The sequence below is a fragment of the Enterobacter sp. Ap-1006 genome (genome assembly GCF_011752835.1).
Classification (GTDB): domain Bacteria; phylum Pseudomonadota; class Gammaproteobacteria; order Enterobacterales; family Enterobacteriaceae; genus Cedecea.
Map to the genome: position 1 here is coordinate 160,967 of NZ_VWWU01000003.1, position 17,255 is coordinate 178,221.

Below are 17,255 nucleotides of genomic sequence, written 5' to 3' on the forward strand. Positions count from 1 at the left end.
ACCCTTCCTAACAGTTTATCCCTCGACCCGCGCAAAATAGTCTTTTAAAAATAAGGGATATTTTCCTCTCTTATGACCGGAGACGATATGCAAATTGGCTTTATTGGCGTGGGCAGCGTAATAGAAACGGCTTACCTGCCAGCTATTCAGCGACTCGCCCGGCGCGATGTGGTTTGCTATGGGTTTGATCCCGCCCCGCGCTACCGCTCTGATGCCATCACGCTTCTCCCCTCCCTAACCCAGCTTCTGGCGCTGCCGCTTGACCTGGTGTTTATCACCACGTCATCGCTCCGGCATTGGCCGATCCTGAAGCAGGTGCTACAGCAAAGTTCGCTGCCCGTCGTGGTGGAAAAACCCGTCGCGGCAACGCTACAGCAGTTGGACGAACTCACATCATTCCTGAGCGATCCGGCCATTGCCGCGCGGGTGCTGGCCCTGGATCACTGGATGGTGAGAACCGATGCGGCACGTTTTATCGACCGCCTCGAAGATATCGACCGTATCGAAGGATTCCTGCTGGAACCCAGCGGGTTTAATGCCGCCGGAGAGCCCATTGCGCTGAATTTTGCCACCGGCGAGCCCGATACTCGTGAGCTGCGACACCCGGACGGCGTTATCGTGGACATCGGCACGCATGTGCTGGCGATGATGCGCGAAACGCTTATGCAAGCGGGCGCTGACGAAGCGCTGGAGCTGGAGTTGTTGCTTGCCAAAGACCGGCTCGGCAACGGTATTGTGCCCGGCGATGTCACCACGGCAGAAGGCCAGGCGTTGCTGCGCGGGGAAATGGGCGGCATCCCCTGCGTGCTGCAGCTGAACAAATATGCCGGGCCCGCCGGGGGGCAAAAAGGTATTAATATCGTGCTGAAAGACGGCAGAGTGATTGCCGTCGACAGACGCGGGGTGAATGAAACCCTGAGCGTTGACGACGAGGTAAAACGGGATATCAGCGGGCCGCTGTACGACCGCTGCCTCGGAGAGGTCATTTTTGCCGGTAAAACACTGTTTGAGCAGGCTCCTGAGACCATTCCCGCCTTAACCCGCCGCAGAATTCAGGAAGTCAGGGTCTTATTGACGCTGCAGCAAACGCTGCGCGGCGAGCACTAGAAACACAAAACCCGCCAGAGGGCGGGTTTGTATCTTAAGTCTCGACATCAGGCCTTGTTTAGCACCAGCTGGCCTTTGCTGTCCAGCGGGATCTGAGTGCCAGGGTCTTTATCCATGCGGATTTTGCCCTGCTGATCGCCGATTTTGTAGGTCACATCATAGCCGAGCATTTTTTCTGATTTGTCATACACAGTCTTGCAGCGCTGCTGGGTGGTGGTGTAGGTATCCCCCTCCTGCATCGCGCCCTGCACCTGGTTCCCGGCGTAGCCGCCGCCCAGCGCACCCACGACCGTGGCAACATCCTTCCCGCGCCCACCGCCAAACTGATGACCAAGCACGCCCCCGGCCACCGCGCCCAGAGCAGAACCTAAAATACGGTTCTCATCCTGAACAGGTTTGCGGTGCGTCACGGCCACATTGCGGCACTCCTGACGCGGTGTTTTAACCGTTTCCTTGATTGGCGTCGCTGACACCACCTGTGCATACTGGGGACCACGGTCAAACACGTTCAAACTGGCTACCGCAGCCACGCCCAGCGCAGCGGCCACGCCAATACCTATACCCGCTAACATTGATTTATTCACAGGACATCCTCCTGACCTTGTTGTTAACCTAATTTTGCACCTCAGTGACAACATTGAGAAATCAGACAACGGATCAAAAGTGCGGGATCGTGCGGTGAAAACGTGTGTTTAAGACAACTCCGAGCAATCTGCCAGGAATATGCCGAATGTTATGCTGCTTCCCGGCAATAAAAAACCCGGCACGGGGGCCGGGTTTCGGAAGGAAATAAAACTTAGTGCAGCTTCAGGCGTGGACGAATCACGCGGTTGATGCTGCCCACCAGCATCATCAGGCCAGTTTTGAAATAACCGTGCAGCGCAATCTGGTGCATACGGTACAGAGAGATGTACACGAAGCGGGCGATGCGGCCTTCCACCATCATCGAGCCGCGCATCAGGTTACCCATCAGGCTGCCCACGGTGGAGAATTTGGACAATGAAACCAGCGAGCCGTGATCTTTATAGCTGTAAGCTTTGAGCGGCTGGCCTTTCATCTGCGCAAGGATGTTAGTCAGTGCGCGGGAAGCCATCTGGTGCGCGGCCTGAGCGCGAGGAGGCACGAAACCGCCCTCCGGGCGAGCACAGGATGCACAGTCGCCGATAGCATAGATATCCGGGTCGCGCGTGGTCTGCAGCGTTGGCTCAACCACCAGCTGGTTAATGCGGTTAGTTTCAAGGCCGCCGATATCTTTCATGAAGTCTGGCGCTTTGATGCCCGCCGCCCAGACCATCAGATCCGCTTCGATGAACTCGCCGTCTTTGGTGTTCAGGCCATGCGCTTCGGCACTGGTCACCATGGTTTGCGTCAGCACGCGAACGCCAAGCTTGGTCAATTCGCTGTGCGCGGCGGCAGAAATGCGCGGCGGCAGCGCAGGCAGAATGCGCTCCCCGGCTTCCACCAGCGTGACGTTCAGCGCTTCATTGGTCAGCCCTTTGTAGCCGTAGCTGTGCAGCTGCTTAACGGCGTTATGCAGCTCAGCAGACAGCTCAACGCCCGTCGCGCCACCACCAACGATAGCGATGTTAACCTTGCCGCTTGCGCCGAGGTTGGCGGAGTATTTCAGGAACAGGTTTAGCATCTCGGAATGGAAACGACGCGCCTGATGCGGGTTGTCGAGGAAGATGCAGTTCTCTTTCACGCCAGGGGTGTTGAAGTCGTTGGAGGTGCTCCCCAGCGCCATCACCAGCGTGTCGTATGGCAGCTTACGCTCAGGCACCAGCAGCTCGCCCTTTTCATCGCGCAGTTCGGCGATGGTCAGCGTTTTGCTTTCGCGGTTGATATCCACCACGGAACCCAGCTGGAACTGGAAATGATGATTGCGCGCGTGGGCCAGGTAGCTCAGCGCATCCACGCCTTCATCCAGCGAACCGGTAGCCACTTCATGCAGCAGCGGTTTCCACAGGTGGCTGTGGTTACGGTCGACGAGCGTAATTTTGGCTTTTTTGCCACGCCCCAGTTTTTTACCCAACTGAGTCGCCAGCTCCAGACCACCAGCGCCGCCGCCAACAATCACTATTTTTTTCAATGGTGTAGTCAACTTGACCCCCTAAAATATTAACCAATTGTTAATTAAAAGTTATCTAAATAACCTTTAATTAACAAAGGGTTACTGCACGTTTAACGCTAAACTTTATCGAGAATAACATGAAGGGTGCATTGGTCATACCAAAATTGATGTACATCAATTTTTATGCCGAAAAGATAAACAAAAAGGCCAGCGCGAGGCTGACCATGACATTTTCCCTAAATAATTCGAGTTGCAGGACGGCGGCAAAGCTGAGAAACCCCAGGAGCATAGCTAACTATGTGACTGGGGTGACAAATCTGTCGGGAATAGATTTGAACGCTGCTCGCAGCGGCCCTTTAGGGTGAGGCTCATGGATGAGCCGAATAGCAGGTGCAGCCAACACACCTGCGGCTTGAAGTATGACGGGAAAATTTAGCCCAGGGTTTTAAAGGCTTTAATGCGTTGCAAATGCCGGGAGATATTTTTGAATTTGTGGGTTTGCTGCTCGTCCCAGACGATTTCATAGTAGTGATGCAGCGCTTCAGCCGTGCGCCGGTTGTCCAGCGCTTCGTCGTTGCGCGAGAGAATAGCCAGGCAGCGATCGCGGTTCTTCTCACGGAAGTTTGGCACGCACTTGGTGGTGATATCCGAGTACTCTTCCGGCCTGTCGATCTTCCCTTCCATGTTTTCATGAGGGTAAAGGTTCGGGTTAAAAATAACCTGCCGCATATCGCAGAGAAAACCAATGCGCTCCGCCCAGAACCCGCCGAGACCCACGCCGCAAATTAAGGGGCGTTCGTCGTCGGTAAGCTGCTGCATCTTGTCGACTTCCTTCAGCAGATGCTGCATGTCGTGCTTCGGATGCAGCGTGCTGTAGCTGATCAGCCGCACGTCGGGATCGATAAACTGAAGCTGCAGCACTTTTTCATGGTTTCCGGGACTGTTTGAGTCAAAACCGTGCAAATAGATAATCATCGCATCCTCATTACCTGAATATTAGCCCGCCTTATGCGCCTGCCACTGCTCGTGCAGCGCTTCCAGCTGCTGGTTCACCTGTTTCCAGCGGTCGGATGAACGCAGCTCATCGCGGGTAAATGACCCTTTATGATACAAACCTGTAACACGTTCTGCTTTGACCGGCGACAGGTTATCAAGCACGCTCACCGCCCCTTTACGATTATTGCAGACGAGGATCATATCGCAACCAGCGTCCAGCGATGCCTGACCGCGTTCGGCATAGCTGCCCATGATAGCCGCGCCTTCCATCGACAAATCATCGGAGAAAATCACACCATTAAAGCCCAGTTCGCCGCGCAGGACCGTTTTTAGCCAATACTCAGAGCCGCTAGCCGGACGCGGATCTACTTCATCATAGATAACGTGGGCAGGCATGATGGCATCCAGCTTATTCTCGCGAATCAGTGAGGCAAAAATGCGCATGTCGTGCTCGCGAATTTCCGCCTTCGGGCGCGGGTCGTGCGGAGTTTCTTTGTGCGAATCGGCGGTGACCGCCCCGTGGCCAGGGAAGTGTTTACCGGTGGTTTTCATGCCCGCGGCATGCATCCCGTCGATAAAACGCGTGGCCATTGCCAGCGCTTTGGCCGGGTCTTCATGGTAAGAACGTTCCCCAATGGCCGCACTGATGTGCCCGATATCCAGCACAGGCGCAAAGCTGATGTCGATATCCATGGCGATCATTTCGCTCGCCATCAGCCAGCCTGCCTCAGCCGCCAGCTTGCCGCCCTCTTCCAGGCCGCGGAGTGCCGCAAAAGATTGTGCCGCAGGCAGACGGGTAAACCCTTCGCGGAAGCGCTGCACGCGACCGCCTTCCTGATCGACGGCAACAACCAGACGATGGTGCGAAGCTTCACGGATCTGGCGCACCAGTTCACGAAGCTGCTCCGGGTCGTGGTAGTTGCGGGTAAAAAGAATCAAACCGCCCACCAGCGGGTGCTGCAAAATTTCACGCTCTTCCGCATCCAGCTCGAAGCCGGCCACATCCAACATTACTGGGCCCACAATACTCTCTCCTGATGTTTGCTCGCCCGCAGCGCGCGCCACGCGTCGTCTGCCAGCGTAATAAAATGTTGCTCCCCGGTTTGCCGCCAGCGGCATTCATACCAGGATGCCATAAGTAATGCTATCCACGGCCGCCAGCGCGCAACCTGGCGATTGAGGACGTCGAGGCTGAGTGAAGCCTGGGCTGCATACAACTCCAGCAGCGCTTTACTGTCGACGGTGTTTGCCGCCAGCACGGCGGCCAGCTCTAGCGCAATATCACCATCTCCGGCGTATTCCCAGTCAATAAGCCCCAGGCGATTGCCCGGTTGCCGCACCAGATTTCCCGCGTGAACATCCATATGCAGAGGGGCCAGCCGCAGAGGCCTGGGCTCCTGACGCCGCTTCAGGCGCTTTAATTCACGCAGCCAGGTCAGGGTTCGCCTGTTTGGGTCGCTTTCCTGCCAGTAAAACTCAAGCAGCGGAACCAGGCTTATACGCCAGCCGAACGGTTTCTGCCGGTGAAGATAATACAATAAGCCCGTTAATTCAGTGAGCGGGGCCAGGTTCGGCAAAACCTCGCCGTCAAGCCAGCGGGTGAACAGCCAGCTTTCCGCCAGACACCAGGGCTCGGGCGCGATGCCGACGGGCAACTGTCTGAGCGCGCGATGATGACGCCGAAGGGAAATCCCCGGCAAACGCTGTTCGGGCAGCTTTCTTGCCGTAAAGCTGCCGGCTTCTGTCTCTACGCGGTAGCTTGTGCCGCTCAGTCCCTCGAGCGCAGAAACACAACCGGCGGCCTGAGCCGCCGGAAGGTATCGAGTCACTGCCGCATCGAGCGATGCTTTAGTTGGTTTGCTGAACAGCACCGCTACCCGACCAGATGATTTCGCCGGTTTGCACCAACATCAGCTGCATTTTCAGCGTGGGCGTGTTCACGTTGCCGCTGGCGTTGGTGTAAAGCACGTACTGGGCGCCGGTGTTGCGCGCAATGCCAATCGCTTTGCTTCGCGTACCTAAGCTGTCCTGCGGGGAAAGCCCAAGCTGCTGCTTAGCCATCGAGAGCTGCTGCGCAGAAACCAGCGTGAACTTGTTGTTGTTGGCCAGCGCGCCGCGCAAGGCTTCAGTCGCGCTGCTGGTTTGCAGGCTGCCATTGGTGCGGTTGTTGACGCTGTCCACCAGCAACACGCTACCCGGCGTCACGCCATCCGCCTGCAGCATTTTGCTGACCATCGGCTGCATGGCACTGTTCCAGTCATAGGTGCGAACCTTAGGCTGAGGCGGAATAGTAGGCTCTGGTTGTTCCACAGGGCCAGGCTGCGTCGGCACGGTCGGTACCGTTGGCACGGTAGGCTCCGGCTGAGCAGGCTGCTCTACGCCAGGTTTAACTTCTTCTACCGGGGCAGGCTGTTCACCGCGATTAATACACCCGGTCAGGATCAGCGCCACCGCAGTGACGGCCAGATAACGATGAAGTCCCCTAATCAAAATTCGCTCCTTACAGAGAGAGAAAGACGTACTTTTTTGGCTCCCGGCCAGGCTGCGGTTGATTCAATACGCTGCGAAGACTGCCCCGGGAGGGTAACGGTACGCACTTGTTCAAGCGGATGGATTTCCAGCCCTTTTTTGTCGTACCAGTAGAAACGGTAATACAGCGTGACCGGCTTATGCTGCTCATTATACAGCGATGATTCGGCCACTGTGGCACCGTTCTGCTGAGAGATATCCGGTTTTTCCGCGCTAATCCCGGCCGCCAGCACCGCAGATTCCATGACCAGGGTTTGGTCGTTGTTCACCGGAATGGCGGGGCTAGAGCTACAGCCCGCCACCAGCAGCAGCGCTAACAGACTCAGGGAAAAGCGCGACATAGGATCAGTCCTTATGCGCCAGCATTGGGCCAAGCGGACGGCCACCCAGCAGGTGCATGTGAATATGGTACACCTCTTGCCCACCGTGTCGGTTGCAGTTCATGATCAGGCGGTAGCCGTCAGCGGCAATCCCTTCCTGTTCTGCAATTTTAGCTGCAACGGTCATCATCCGCCCCAGCGCAAGCTCGTGTTCAGCTTTAACGTCATTGGCCGTTGGGATAAGCACGTTTGGAATGATGAGGATGTGGGTGGGTGCCTGAGGGGAAATATCACGAAACGCGGTGACCAGTTCGTCCTGGTAAACCACATCCGCCGGAATTTCACGACGAATAATTTTACTGAAAATAGTTTCTTCGGCCATGAGCTGTTCCTTGAATGAGAAAACGGTGTTGGGAGTATGAGCGAGGCGCTCACTTGACTCAACCTTCTGCGCGCTTTTCTTTCGTTAAGTGCTGGCCTTTAAAACAAATTCGTCTTTTTTCAGTAACAAAAAAGGAGGCTTTCGCCTCCCTTTAGACTTCTGATAAACCGCCGTCGAGAGAAGAAATACCAGACGACGCGTCGAAAAACCGGAAAATCAATGCGTTGATTTTCGGCTGATAACCACAAAGAGGGAAAAACCACGCTTTTTCCCCTCTTTGTCTGCAACAAAAAAGGGAGGCTTTCGCCTCCCTTATCGCTCCCCGAACAAACTTAGTTGTTACGGATCCACTCATCCATTTCGGTTTTCAGGTTATCGGACTTGGTGCCGAAAATAGCCTGAACGCCGGAACCTGCGACAACCACACCTGCTGCACCCAGTTTTTTCAGGCCAGCCTGGTCAACTTTAGCCACGTCGGCCACGCTAACGCGCAGACGGGTGATACAAGCGTCGAGGTTAGTGATGTTTTCTTTCCCGCCGAAAGCGCTAACCAGAGCAGGTGCCATTTCGCTGGTTACGCCAGCGGTGGTTTCTGCGGTGGCGTCTTCACGACCCGGGGTTTTCAGATCCAGTGCCTTAATCAGTACGCGGAAGATGGTGTAGTACACGATCGCGTAGCAGATACCGACAATTGGGAACAGCCACAGTTTGCTGCTGTTACCGCTCAGCACGATGAAGTCAATCAGACCGTGAGAGAAGGACGTCCCGTCACGCATACCCAGCAGGATACAGATAGGGAATGCCAGACCCGCCAGAATCGCGTGAATCACGTACAGAATCGGGGCCACGAACATGAAGGAGAATTCGATTGGCTCGGTGATCCCGGTCAGGAACGAAGTCAGCGCTGCGGAGATCATGATCCCGCCCACTTTTGCACGGTTCTCTGGTTTAGCAGAGTGCCAGATAGCAATGGCCGCAGCCGGCAGGCCGTACATTTTGAACAGGAAGCCACCGGACAGTTTGCCCGCAGTTGGGTCACCTGCCATGTAGCGAGGGATGTCGCCGTGGAACACCTGGCCCGCAGCGTTGGTGTATTCACCGATTTGCATCTGGAATGGAACGTTCCAGATATGGTGCAGACCAAACGGTACCAGGCAGCGCTCGATGAAGCCATAGATACCGAAGGCAACAACCGGGTTCTGGTATGCTGCCCACTGAGAGAAGGTCTGGATAGCCGTACCGATTGGTGGCCAGATGAAGGACAGCACTACGCCGGTGAAGATAGCCGCCAGACCGGAGATAATCGGTACAAAGCGTTTACCGGCGAAGAAGCCCAGATACTCAGGCAGCTTGATGCGGTAGAAACGGTTGAACATGTATGCCGCAATTGCACCGGAGATAATACCGCCAAGCACGCCGGTATCCGCCAGGTGTTTAGCTGCAATTTCTTCCGCAGGCAGGTGCAGGACCAGAGGCGCGACCACGGCCATGGTTTTCACCATGATGCCATAGGCAACAACCGACGCCAGGGCAGATACGCCATCGTTGTTAGTGAAGCCCAGTGCCACACCGATAGCGAAGATAAGCGGCATGTTGGCGAAGACTGAACCGCCCGCTTCCGCCATAACGTGAGAGACAACGACCGGCAGCCAGCTGAAGTTTGCAGACCCGACGCCCAGCAGGATACCTGCGATAGGCAGTACGGAGACTGGCAGCATCAGCGATTTACCCACCTTTTGCAGGTTAGCAAATGCATTCTTAAACATAATAGAGAGTGCTCCTGAGTATTTGTGCTTTTTTTGTACGCATTTACGCATCGAACCGGGGGGAGAACCGGTTCATAAACAGGACATCTAAGTGTCCTTTTATTTATTACGCAGAGTAAAATAAATAACGAAAACTTTGTTTGACGGCTATCACGTTTCTCAGCCGATCGCGCGAAAAACTTTCATTAATTTACATAACACGCTTACAAATGGTTCAAAACGAGCGTGCACCGCTCATTTTATGGCGGTGCACTTTACTCGCTTAGGCTATTAATTACGAGCTTTAAAATAACTATGAATTTCAGAGAGATTGCAGGCGGGATAAGGGGACGTGGAACAAATCAGCAAAGTTCTGCGTGGTGGCAACAGCCAGTTCTTCCAGCGAAACGCCCTTCAGTACGGCCATATATTCGGCAACATCACGCGTCATAGCAGGCTGGTTTTCTTTCCCGCGATGTGGCACTGGTGCAAGATACGGGGAGTCCGTTTCCACCAGCATTCTGTCCAGCGGGACATAACGCGCGGCGTCACGCAGCTGCTCGGCATTCCGGAAGGTCACTATCCCGGAAAAAGAGATATAAAATCCCATATCAAGCAGTTTACCCGCAGTTTCTCTGTCTTCCGTGAAACAGTGTAGTACCCCGCCGCACTCTGTCACTTTTTCTTCCTGCAGAATGCTCAGCGTATCGGCGCGGGCATCACGGGTGTGGACGATCACCGGCTTGTTCAGCTCTCGGCCAATACGGATATGATTCCGGAAAGATTCCTGCTGACGCGGTTTTGTTTCCGGCGTATAGAAGTAATCCAGCCCGGTTTCCCCCATTGCGATAACGCCAGGTTCGGCGGCCAGGCGGCGCAGCTCTTCAACGTCGTACTCTTCGTCCTGGTTCAGCGGATGTACGCCACATGAGAAGGCCACGTTGTTACGCTCCCCGACCAGCTCACGCATTCCCCGATAACCGTCAAGGGTAGTCGCCACAGCCAGGCAAAACTTCACGTCCCTGGCGGCCGCTTTTTCCAGAACGTCATCAACGTTTTTGTGCAGGGATTGATAATCCAGGCCATCGAGATGGCAGTGTGAGTCGACCAGAAACATAGTAATACTCTTAGAGATGATGTGAGTGAAGCAGTGCGCCGGGCTGAGCCAGACGCTCCCACGTAAGAAGACTTTCCGTGAGCAGGAGCTCACGGTTAACACCTACCACGTTAAGCAAGGCATCGCGGCAGGTAAACCAGTGGTGAAGCAGGCTTTGCAGCACGGCCGGGGAATAACGTCCGCCGAGGCTTGCCACCAGCGGCTGCATATCCGCGTTGGTGAGCCACGCCCCTGCCCCCTGCTGCCACTTGAGGGCATCAACCAGCAGCGCGCAAAGCCAGTGGACGCGGCGGGCAGCGTCCTCATGGTTTAATGCCGGCAAAAGCGCCAGCAAGTTGTTCGCTTCCCCAGCCTGAGTGAGCTTCTCGCAAAGCTGCTGTCGGGCCTTCCACTGTTCGGGCTGCAAAAGCGCCAGCGCGGCGGCAGGAGCCCCGGAGCTAAGCCGCAGCGAGGCCTGAAGCTCTTCCGCAGAGGCCGTTGTCTCGCGGCCCAGCCATGCCAGAGCAAAACGCTCATCCGGGGGCGCAAGGTGCCAATAAAGGCAACGGCTGCGCAGCGTTGCGGGCAGATGCGCGGGTTCGCGGCTGCTCAGAAAGAACCAGGTATTTCCTGGCGGCTCTTCCAGCGTTTTCAGCAACGCGTTCGCCGCGGCCTCGGTCAGCAGATCGGCATCTTTCAGCCAGACGACTTTCGCCCCGCCCTGCTGGGCATGGCCATAAAGCTTCTCGGTGATGTCACGCACGGCATCAATCCCGAGGCTGGATTTGCCTTTTTCTACTTCAAGGGAGTAACTGTCAGGGTGCGTACCCGCCTGCATCAGCTGGCAGCTATGGCAATGGCCGCAGCTTTTATTACCTTCCGGGCTTTGGCACATCAGCCAGCGGCACAGGGCGTAGATTAACGCGTCGTCCCCAAGGCCCGGCAGCGCGTGAACCAGCAGCGCATGATGCCCACGCCCGGCCTGATACTGGCCGATAAGCTGCTCAAACGCGCCGCGAAGCCACGGATACCATTTCACTATTGCTGCTCCCGGAACCAGGTCAGCACGGCTTCACGCACGGCCAGCGAGACGTCATCCAGCGGCTGCGTTGCGTCGATGGTTTTAATGCGGCTGTCGCGACCTGCCAGTTCCAGATAACGCGCACGTGTGCGGTTAAAGAAGTCGACAGATTCCTGCTCAATGCGGTCAAGTTCACCCCGGGCGCGGGCGCGGGTCAGCCCCACTTCAGGCGTCACGTCGAGATAAATCGTCAGGTCAGGATAAAAATCGCCCAGCACGGTGTTGCGCAGCGCCATCAATAACTGCTGGTCAATCTGACGCCCGCCGCCCTGATAGGCCTGGGTGGAGAGATCGTGGCGATCGCCGATGACCCAGCTACCACGCGCCAGGGCCGGTTTGATCACCGTTTCTACCAGTTGGATGCGCGCCGCGTAGAACATCAGCACTTCGGCTTTATCGGTCACCTTCTCATCACCGATCCCGGCATTGTTGAGCGTTAACTCACGCAGGCGCTCGGCAAGCGGCGTGCCACCGGGTTCACGCGTGAAGGTCAGCTCGCTGATACCCAGCTCTTTTAAGGTCGCCACGACCACGTTATGGGCGTTGGTTTTCCCGGCGCCTTCCAGGCCTTCAATGACGATAAATTTACTGTCCATTTTTATCCTTAAGAGCTTTGATATAGACCTGCACCGCCTTGTTATGGCTGGCGAGGTTGGTGCTAAAGGTATGGCCACCCTTACCGTCAGCAACAAAATAGAGATACGGCGTTTTTGCCGGGCGCGCCGCCGCTTGCAGAGACGCTTCGCTCGGCACCGCAATCGGGCCCGGCGGCAGGCCGCTAATCATATAGGTGTTATACGGCGTGGGAGTCTCGAGATCTTTGCGCGTTAGCTTACCATTATAGCTGTCGCCCATCCCGTAGATAACGGTGGGGTCGGTTTGCAGGCGCATGCCAATACGCAGGCGGTTAATAAACACCGAGGCCACCTGGTCACGCTCGGCCGCGACCGCGGTCTCTTTCTCGATGATCGAGGCCATGGTCACCAGGTCGTTTTCGGTTTTATAGGGCAAGCCATCAACTTTGCTTTCCCAGGCCTGCGCCACGGCTTTAACCATTTTTTGATGCACGCGCTTAAGCAAAGCAACATCCGTGGTGTGGGCGGTGTACATCCAGGTGTCCGGGTAGAACCAGCCCTCGACCCATTCAGGGTGCTCAAATTTCAGCGTCTCAGCCACGGTCGCATAGCTGTCGTCTTTTAGCGTGTGCTGGATGTATGGGGCATCTCGCAGCTGCTCGAGTAAATCGCTCAGGCGCATACCTTCCACAAAACGCAGCGGGAACTGCGCCTCTTTCCCACTGGCCAGCAGGCGGAGCATATCGGTGACCGTCATCCCTGGCGTGAGGCGGTATGTGCCAGCCTTAAATTTGGCCAGCTCCGGCTCGACGCGCAGCAGCCACTGGAAAACACGCGGGCGTGTAATCAGTTTCTCTTCATAAAGCTGAGTGCCCAGAGCTAAACGTCCGGTGCCCTGCTTCAGGGTGAAAATGGTTTCCTGTTTGATCGGCAACGGCGCTTTTGCCAGCTGGCGGACCTTCCACATGCCTGCACCGGCGGCGATGCCAAGCACAATCAGCAAAACCAGAAAGAAACGAAACATTTTTTTCATCGGTAATCGGTTACTCACAAAGTGGGGCTAAAAAACAGTAAAGTTCACGCGATGTGTAGTCCCAGTCCTGGGCCTGGTTCACCGGTACAACCGGCATTAGCGCATTGCAAACGATCGCTTCATCCGCATCGGCCAGGGTTTCCAGACCTTCGCTGACCTCATGCAGTCGCCAGGACGAATCCGTCAGGCACGCAATAATGTGCTGGCGCATCGTGCCATTCACGCCCGCACCGTTAATACACGGCGTATAAACGTCGTAGCCTTTGCGCCAGAATAAATTAGCCGCACAGCATTCCACCAGGCTCCCCTGACTGTCAAGAACCAGCGCCTCCTGGGCCGCCGTCTGTTCAAGATGCGTACGAATAAGAACCTGTTCAAGCCGGTTAAGATGTTTAATGCCTGCCAGCGCAGGATTGATGCCTAATTTTACCGGGCTGAGCGCGAGCCTAATCCCCTGCTCGCGCCAGGCGGGATAAAAGTCAGGGTAAGGCGACAGAGAGAGCATTCGCGTAGGCTGTGTGCAGTTCGATGCGCTGTAACCGCGCCCGCCCGCCCCGCGAGAAATAATCACCTTGAGCACGGCTTTGGTTTCTGAGGCCGCCAGCATGTCCATCTCATCACTGAGCATGGCCCAGTCAACCGGCCCTATCATCAGCGCTTCGCAGGCCTGCTGCAGGCGGCGAAGATGATCTGCCTGAAAGCGAACTCCACCATCAATAACACGGGCGGTAGTAAAGCAGCCGTCGCCAAACTGAATCGCCCGGTCGTTTGCCGGCAGCGTTTCCTGCCACTGACCATTAATAAGATACATAGGGATTCCTCAGGATACGGAGACACAAGGTTGCCAGAGGGATTTACGGGCGACAAGAGGGGAATTCTGAACAGCAAAAGGGCCCGCAAGCGGGCCCTTTCAGAAACGGTTAGATCTTCTTGAAGATCAACGAACCGTTGGTACCACCGAAACCGAAGGAGTTACACAGGGTGTACTCCAGGCCGCTTACCTGACGAGCTTCGTGTGGCACGAAGTCCAGGTCACAGCCAACATCCGGGTTATCAAGGTTGATGGTTGGTGGCACGGCCTGATCGCGCAGCGCAAGGATGGAATAGATAGACTCTACCGCACCCGCCGCACCTAACAGGTGGCCCGTCATCGATTTAGTTGAGCTCACCATCACACGGCTTGCATCGGCACCAAAGATAGACTTAACCGCCTGCGTTTCAGCTTTATCACCTGCCGGTGTAGAGGTACCGTGGGCGTTGACGTAGCCAACCTGCCCTGCAGAAATCCCTGCATCGCGCAGTGCGTTTTCCATCGCCAGCGCAGCACCTGCACCGTTTTCTGGTGGAGAAGTCATGTGGTACGCATCGCTGCTCATACCAAAGCCAACAACTTCTGCATAAATTTTCGCACCGCGTTTTTTAGCGTGTTCGTACTCTTCCAGTACGATGACGCCTGCGCCGTCACCCAGTACGAAGCCGTCACGATCTTTATCCCACGGGCGGCTTGCCGCCTGCGGGTTGTCGTTACGGGTAGACAGTGCACGCGCCGCGCCAAAGCCACCTACGCCCAGTGGGCTACTGGCTTTTTCGGCACCACCTGCCAGCATTGCGTCTGCATCACCATAGGCAATGATACGTGCCGCATGGCCGATGTTGTGTACGCCAGAGGTACAAGCCGTGGCGATGGAAATGCTCGGACCACGCAGACCCAACATGATGGTCAGGTGACCTGCCACCATGTTAACGATGGTCGAAGGCACGAAGAACGGGCTGATCTTACGAGGGCCACCGTTGACTAACGCAGAGTGGTTCTCTTCAATAAGCGTCAGGCCACCGATACCAGAGCCGATTGCAGCGCCAATGCGGGCCGCGTTTTCTTCCGTTACTTCGAGGCCAGAATCCTGCATGGCCTGAATGCCAGCAACAATTCCATATTGAATGAATTCATCCATCTTGCGCTGATCTTTGCGCGAGATGATGTCTTCACAGTTAAAATCCTTTACTAAGCCAGCAAATTTCGTTGCATAGGCGCTAGTATCGAAATGGTCGATCAGGCTGATGCCACTCTGACCGGCAAGGAGAGCTTTCCAGGTAGACTCTACGGTATTGCCGACAGGAGACAACATGCCCAGTCCGGTCACAACTACACGACGCTTAGACACGTTTGTCCTCCAGGGAGGGAAAAAATACTAGTGGGACAATTCAGATAAAACTCAGGCGGTCGAATGACCGCCTGGAGATGTTCACTTACGCCTGGTGGCCGTTGATGTAATCAATGGCAGCCTGAACGGTGGTGATTTTCTCAGCTTCTTCGTCCGGAATCTCAGTATCAAACTCTTCTTCCAGAGCCATTACCAGCTCAACGGTGTCAAGAGAATCAGCGCCCAGGTCCTCAACGAAGGAAGCGGTGTTCACTACTTCTTCTTGCTTAACGCCCAGTTGTTCGCCAATGATTTTCTTAACGCGTTCTTCGATAGTGCTCATACTCTTAAATTTCCTATCAAAACTCGCTTTCGCGATGGTTTTCGTAGTGTATAAAATGTTGAAAAAGATGCAACCAAATCCCGGCTGGTCAAACCACGATTTTACGCTATTTTGCGGGCATTCGCCCAAATAACGCAAATATTTTTCACCGTGATTAAACCATATACATTCCGCCGTTGACGTGCAGGGTCTCACCAGAGATGTACCCAGCTTCGTCAGAGGCTAAAAATGCTACTGCACTGGCGATTTCATTTGCGTCGCCTAAGCGACCCGCAGGAACCTGCGCCAGAATACCCGCACGCTGTTCATCAGAGAGCGCACGCGTCATGTCCGTTTCAATAAAGCCCGGAGCAACAACGTTCACAGTAATACCGCGAGACGCGACTTCGCGCGCCAGCGATTTACTGAAGCCAATCAAACCAGCCTTCGCCGCAGCGTAGTTAGCCTGACCAGCATTTCCCATGGTACCAACCACAGAACCGATAGTGATAATACGCCCATGACGCTTTTTCATCATAGCGCGCATTACCGCTTTTGACAGACGGAAAACAGATGACAGGTTAGTTTCGACAATGTCGTTCCACTCGTCTTCTTTCATGCGCATCAGCAGGTTATCGCGAGTGATACCGGCGTTGTTCACCAGAATGTCTACTTCACCAAACTCTTTGCGGATGCTGTCCAGCACGGCTTCAATGGAAGCCGGGTCGGTCACGTTCAGCATGAAGCCTTTGCCGTTTTCGCCCAGATAATCGCTGATGGCCTGCGCGCCGCTTTCGCTGGTCGCAGTCCCGATAACTTTTGCCCCGCGAGCCACTAAGGTCTCGGCGATAGCGCGGCCGATACCGCGGCTAGCGCCGGTAACCAGCGCAATTTTTCCTTCAAAACTCATGGTTTTCCTCGTTTTATTGTTCAAGCGCCGCTGACAGCGTTGCAGGCTCATTAATGGCCGTTGCCGTCATGGTGTCAACAATACGTTTGGTCAGCCCGGTCAATACTTTACCTGGGCCGACTTCCAGCAGTTGGGAAACGCCCTGCGCCGCCATAAATTCCACGGATTTAGTCCATTGAACCGGGCTATAGAGCTGACGTACCAGCGCGCTACGGATAGCTTCCGCCGCAGTTTCACACTTCACGTCAACGTTGTTCACAACCGGAATTACCGGTGCGTTAAAGGTGATGTTTTCCAGCGCTACCGCCAGCTTATCCGCCGCAGGCTTCATCAGTGCGCAGTGGGACGGCACGCTAACCGGCAATGGCAGAGCACGCTTTGCGCCCGCTGCTTTACAGGCAGCGCCTGCACGCTCAACGGCTTCTTTGTTACCGGCAATTACGACCTGACCCGGAGAGTTAAAGTTCACCGGAGAAACCACCTGCCCCTGTGCTGACTCTTCACAGGCTTTGGCAATAGAAGCATCGTCCAGACCGATAATGGCAGACATCGCGCCAGTCCCTTCCGGAACGGCATCCTGCATCAGCTTGCCGCGCAGCTCAACCAGGCGAACAGCATCGGCGAAATCAATTACGCCAGCACACACCAGCGCGGAATACTCGCCCAGGCTGTGGCCTGCTAACAGCGCAGGCGCTTTACCGCCCTGCTGCTGCCAAACGCGCCACAAAGCAACAGAAGCCGTCAACAGGGCCGGCTGAGTCTGCCAGGTTTTGTTCAGCTCTTCCGCTGGCCCTTGCTGGGTCAGCGCCCACAGGTCATAGCCCAGCGCGTCAGAGGCTTCGCGGAACGTGGCTTCAATCACCGGATAGCTTGCCGCGAGATCGGCCAGCATGCCAACGGACTGGGAACCCTGTCCCGGAAACACCATAGCAAATTGCGTCATGTCG

19 protein-coding genes are annotated in these 17,255 nt (G+C 55.5%); 1 reads left to right on the forward strand and 18 read right to left on the reverse strand.

What is annotated here, in order from left to right; genetic code table 11:
- The first annotated feature begins 87 nt into the window (after positions 1-87).
- Complete coding sequence (locus F3J28_RS08955; RefSeq protein ID WP_166875132.1) at positions 88-1,107, forward strand: Gfo/Idh/MocA family oxidoreductase; 1,020 nt, start codon at positions 88-90, stop codon at positions 1,105-1,107.
- A gap of 47 nt (positions 1,108-1,154) precedes the next feature.
- Here the strand turns inward: F3J28_RS08955 and F3J28_RS08960 are convergent, their stop codons facing one another.
- The 18 genes from F3J28_RS08960 to fabD form a co-directional block, all read right to left on the reverse strand.
- Positions 1,155-1,691 carry a glycine zipper 2TM domain-containing protein gene (locus F3J28_RS08960; protein ID WP_008453441.1) on the reverse strand — a complete coding sequence of 179 codons (537 nt, stop codon included), beginning with the start codon at positions 1,689-1,691 and terminating at the stop codon, positions 1,155-1,157.
- Positions 1,692-1,903: 212 nt separating this feature from the next.
- On the reverse strand, positions 1,904-3,208 hold the full coding sequence (locus tag F3J28_RS08965) for an NAD(P)/FAD-dependent oxidoreductase (protein WP_008453443.1): 1,305 nt from the start codon (positions 3,206-3,208) through the stop codon (positions 1,904-1,906).
- Positions 3,209-3,610: 402 nt separating this feature from the next.
- Positions 3,611-4,153 carry an alpha/beta hydrolase YcfP gene (gene ycfP, locus F3J28_RS08970; protein ID WP_166875135.1) on the reverse strand — a complete coding sequence of 181 codons (543 nt, stop codon included), beginning with the start codon at positions 4,151-4,153 and terminating at the stop codon, positions 3,611-3,613.
- 21 nt (positions 4,154-4,174) lie between these two features.
- Positions 4,175-5,197 (reverse strand): beta-N-acetylhexosaminidase, encoded by a 1,023-nt coding sequence (gene nagZ, locus F3J28_RS08975; RefSeq protein WP_008453449.1) that lies wholly within the window; start codon positions 5,195-5,197, stop codon positions 4,175-4,177.
- Complete coding sequence (gene thiK / locus F3J28_RS08980; protein WP_166875138.1) at positions 5,185-6,045, reverse strand: thiamine kinase; 861 nt, start codon at positions 6,043-6,045, stop codon at positions 5,185-5,187. The genes nagZ and thiK overlap by 13 nt, the downstream gene beginning before the upstream one ends.
- On the reverse strand, positions 6,023-6,664 hold the full coding sequence (gene lpoB / locus F3J28_RS08985; RefSeq protein WP_166875143.1) for a penicillin-binding protein activator LpoB: 642 nt from the start codon (positions 6,662-6,664) through the stop codon (positions 6,023-6,025). The genes thiK and lpoB overlap by 23 nt, the downstream gene beginning before the upstream one ends.
- Positions 6,661-7,044, reverse strand: a complete 384-nt coding sequence (locus F3J28_RS08990) for a YcfL family putative periplasmic lipoprotein (RefSeq protein WP_008453455.1) — start codon at positions 7,042-7,044, stop codon at positions 6,661-6,663. The genes lpoB and F3J28_RS08990 overlap by 4 nt, the downstream gene beginning before the upstream one ends.
- Before the next feature lie 4 nt (positions 7,045-7,048).
- Entirely contained in the window at positions 7,049-7,405 is a 357-nt protein-coding gene (gene hinT, locus F3J28_RS08995) for a purine nucleoside phosphoramidase (RefSeq protein WP_008453457.1), read from the reverse strand.
- Between the two features lie 332 nt (positions 7,406-7,737).
- Positions 7,738-9,171 (reverse strand): PTS glucose transporter subunit IIBC, encoded by a 1,434-nt coding sequence (ptsG, locus tag F3J28_RS09000; protein ID WP_166875145.1) that lies wholly within the window; start codon positions 9,169-9,171, stop codon positions 7,738-7,740.
- A gap of 301 nt (positions 9,172-9,472) precedes the next feature.
- Complete coding sequence (locus tag F3J28_RS09005; protein WP_166875147.1) at positions 9,473-10,267, reverse strand: metal-dependent hydrolase; 795 nt, start codon at positions 10,265-10,267, stop codon at positions 9,473-9,475.
- A gap of 10 nt (positions 10,268-10,277) precedes the next feature.
- The gene (gene holB / locus F3J28_RS09010; RefSeq protein WP_166875150.1) at positions 10,278-11,285 is read right to left on the reverse strand and encodes a DNA polymerase III subunit delta'; all 1,008 of its coding nucleotides are present in this window, start codon (positions 11,283-11,285) and stop codon (positions 10,278-10,280) included.
- Complete coding sequence (gene tmk, locus F3J28_RS09015; protein ID WP_166875153.1) at positions 11,285-11,923, reverse strand: dTMP kinase; 639 nt, start codon at positions 11,921-11,923, stop codon at positions 11,285-11,287. Before tmk ends, holB begins: the two co-directional genes overlap by 1 nt.
- Positions 11,913-12,935, reverse strand: a complete 1,023-nt coding sequence (yceG, locus tag F3J28_RS09020; protein WP_166875155.1) for a cell division protein YceG — start codon at positions 12,933-12,935, stop codon at positions 11,913-11,915. Before yceG ends, tmk begins: the two co-directional genes overlap by 11 nt.
- 10 nt (positions 12,936-12,945) lie before the next feature.
- Positions 12,946-13,746 carry an aminodeoxychorismate lyase gene (gene pabC / locus F3J28_RS09025; RefSeq protein ID WP_166875157.1) on the reverse strand — a complete coding sequence of 267 codons (801 nt, stop codon included), beginning with the start codon at positions 13,744-13,746 and terminating at the stop codon, positions 12,946-12,948.
- 109 nt (positions 13,747-13,855) lie between these two features.
- Positions 13,856-15,097 carry a beta-ketoacyl-ACP synthase II gene (gene fabF, locus F3J28_RS09030; protein ID WP_166875159.1) on the reverse strand — a complete coding sequence of 414 codons (1,242 nt, stop codon included), beginning with the start codon at positions 15,095-15,097 and terminating at the stop codon, positions 13,856-13,858.
- 85 nt (positions 15,098-15,182) lie between these two features.
- Positions 15,183-15,419: an acyl carrier protein gene (gene acpP / locus F3J28_RS09035; protein ID WP_004157115.1), complete on the reverse strand. Its 237-nt coding sequence runs from the start codon at positions 15,417-15,419 to the stop codon at positions 15,183-15,185.
- A gap of 154 nt (positions 15,420-15,573) precedes the next feature.
- Positions 15,574-16,308, reverse strand: coding sequence for a 3-oxoacyl-ACP reductase FabG (fabG, locus tag F3J28_RS09040; RefSeq protein ID WP_008453466.1), 735 nt, complete (start codon positions 16,306-16,308; stop codon positions 15,574-15,576).
- A 13-nt stretch (positions 16,309-16,321) separates the two neighbouring features.
- Positions 16,322-17,251, reverse strand: a complete 930-nt coding sequence (gene fabD / locus F3J28_RS09045; protein WP_166875160.1) for an ACP S-malonyltransferase — start codon at positions 17,249-17,251, stop codon at positions 16,322-16,324.
- Positions 17,252-17,255 lie beyond the last annotated feature (4 nt).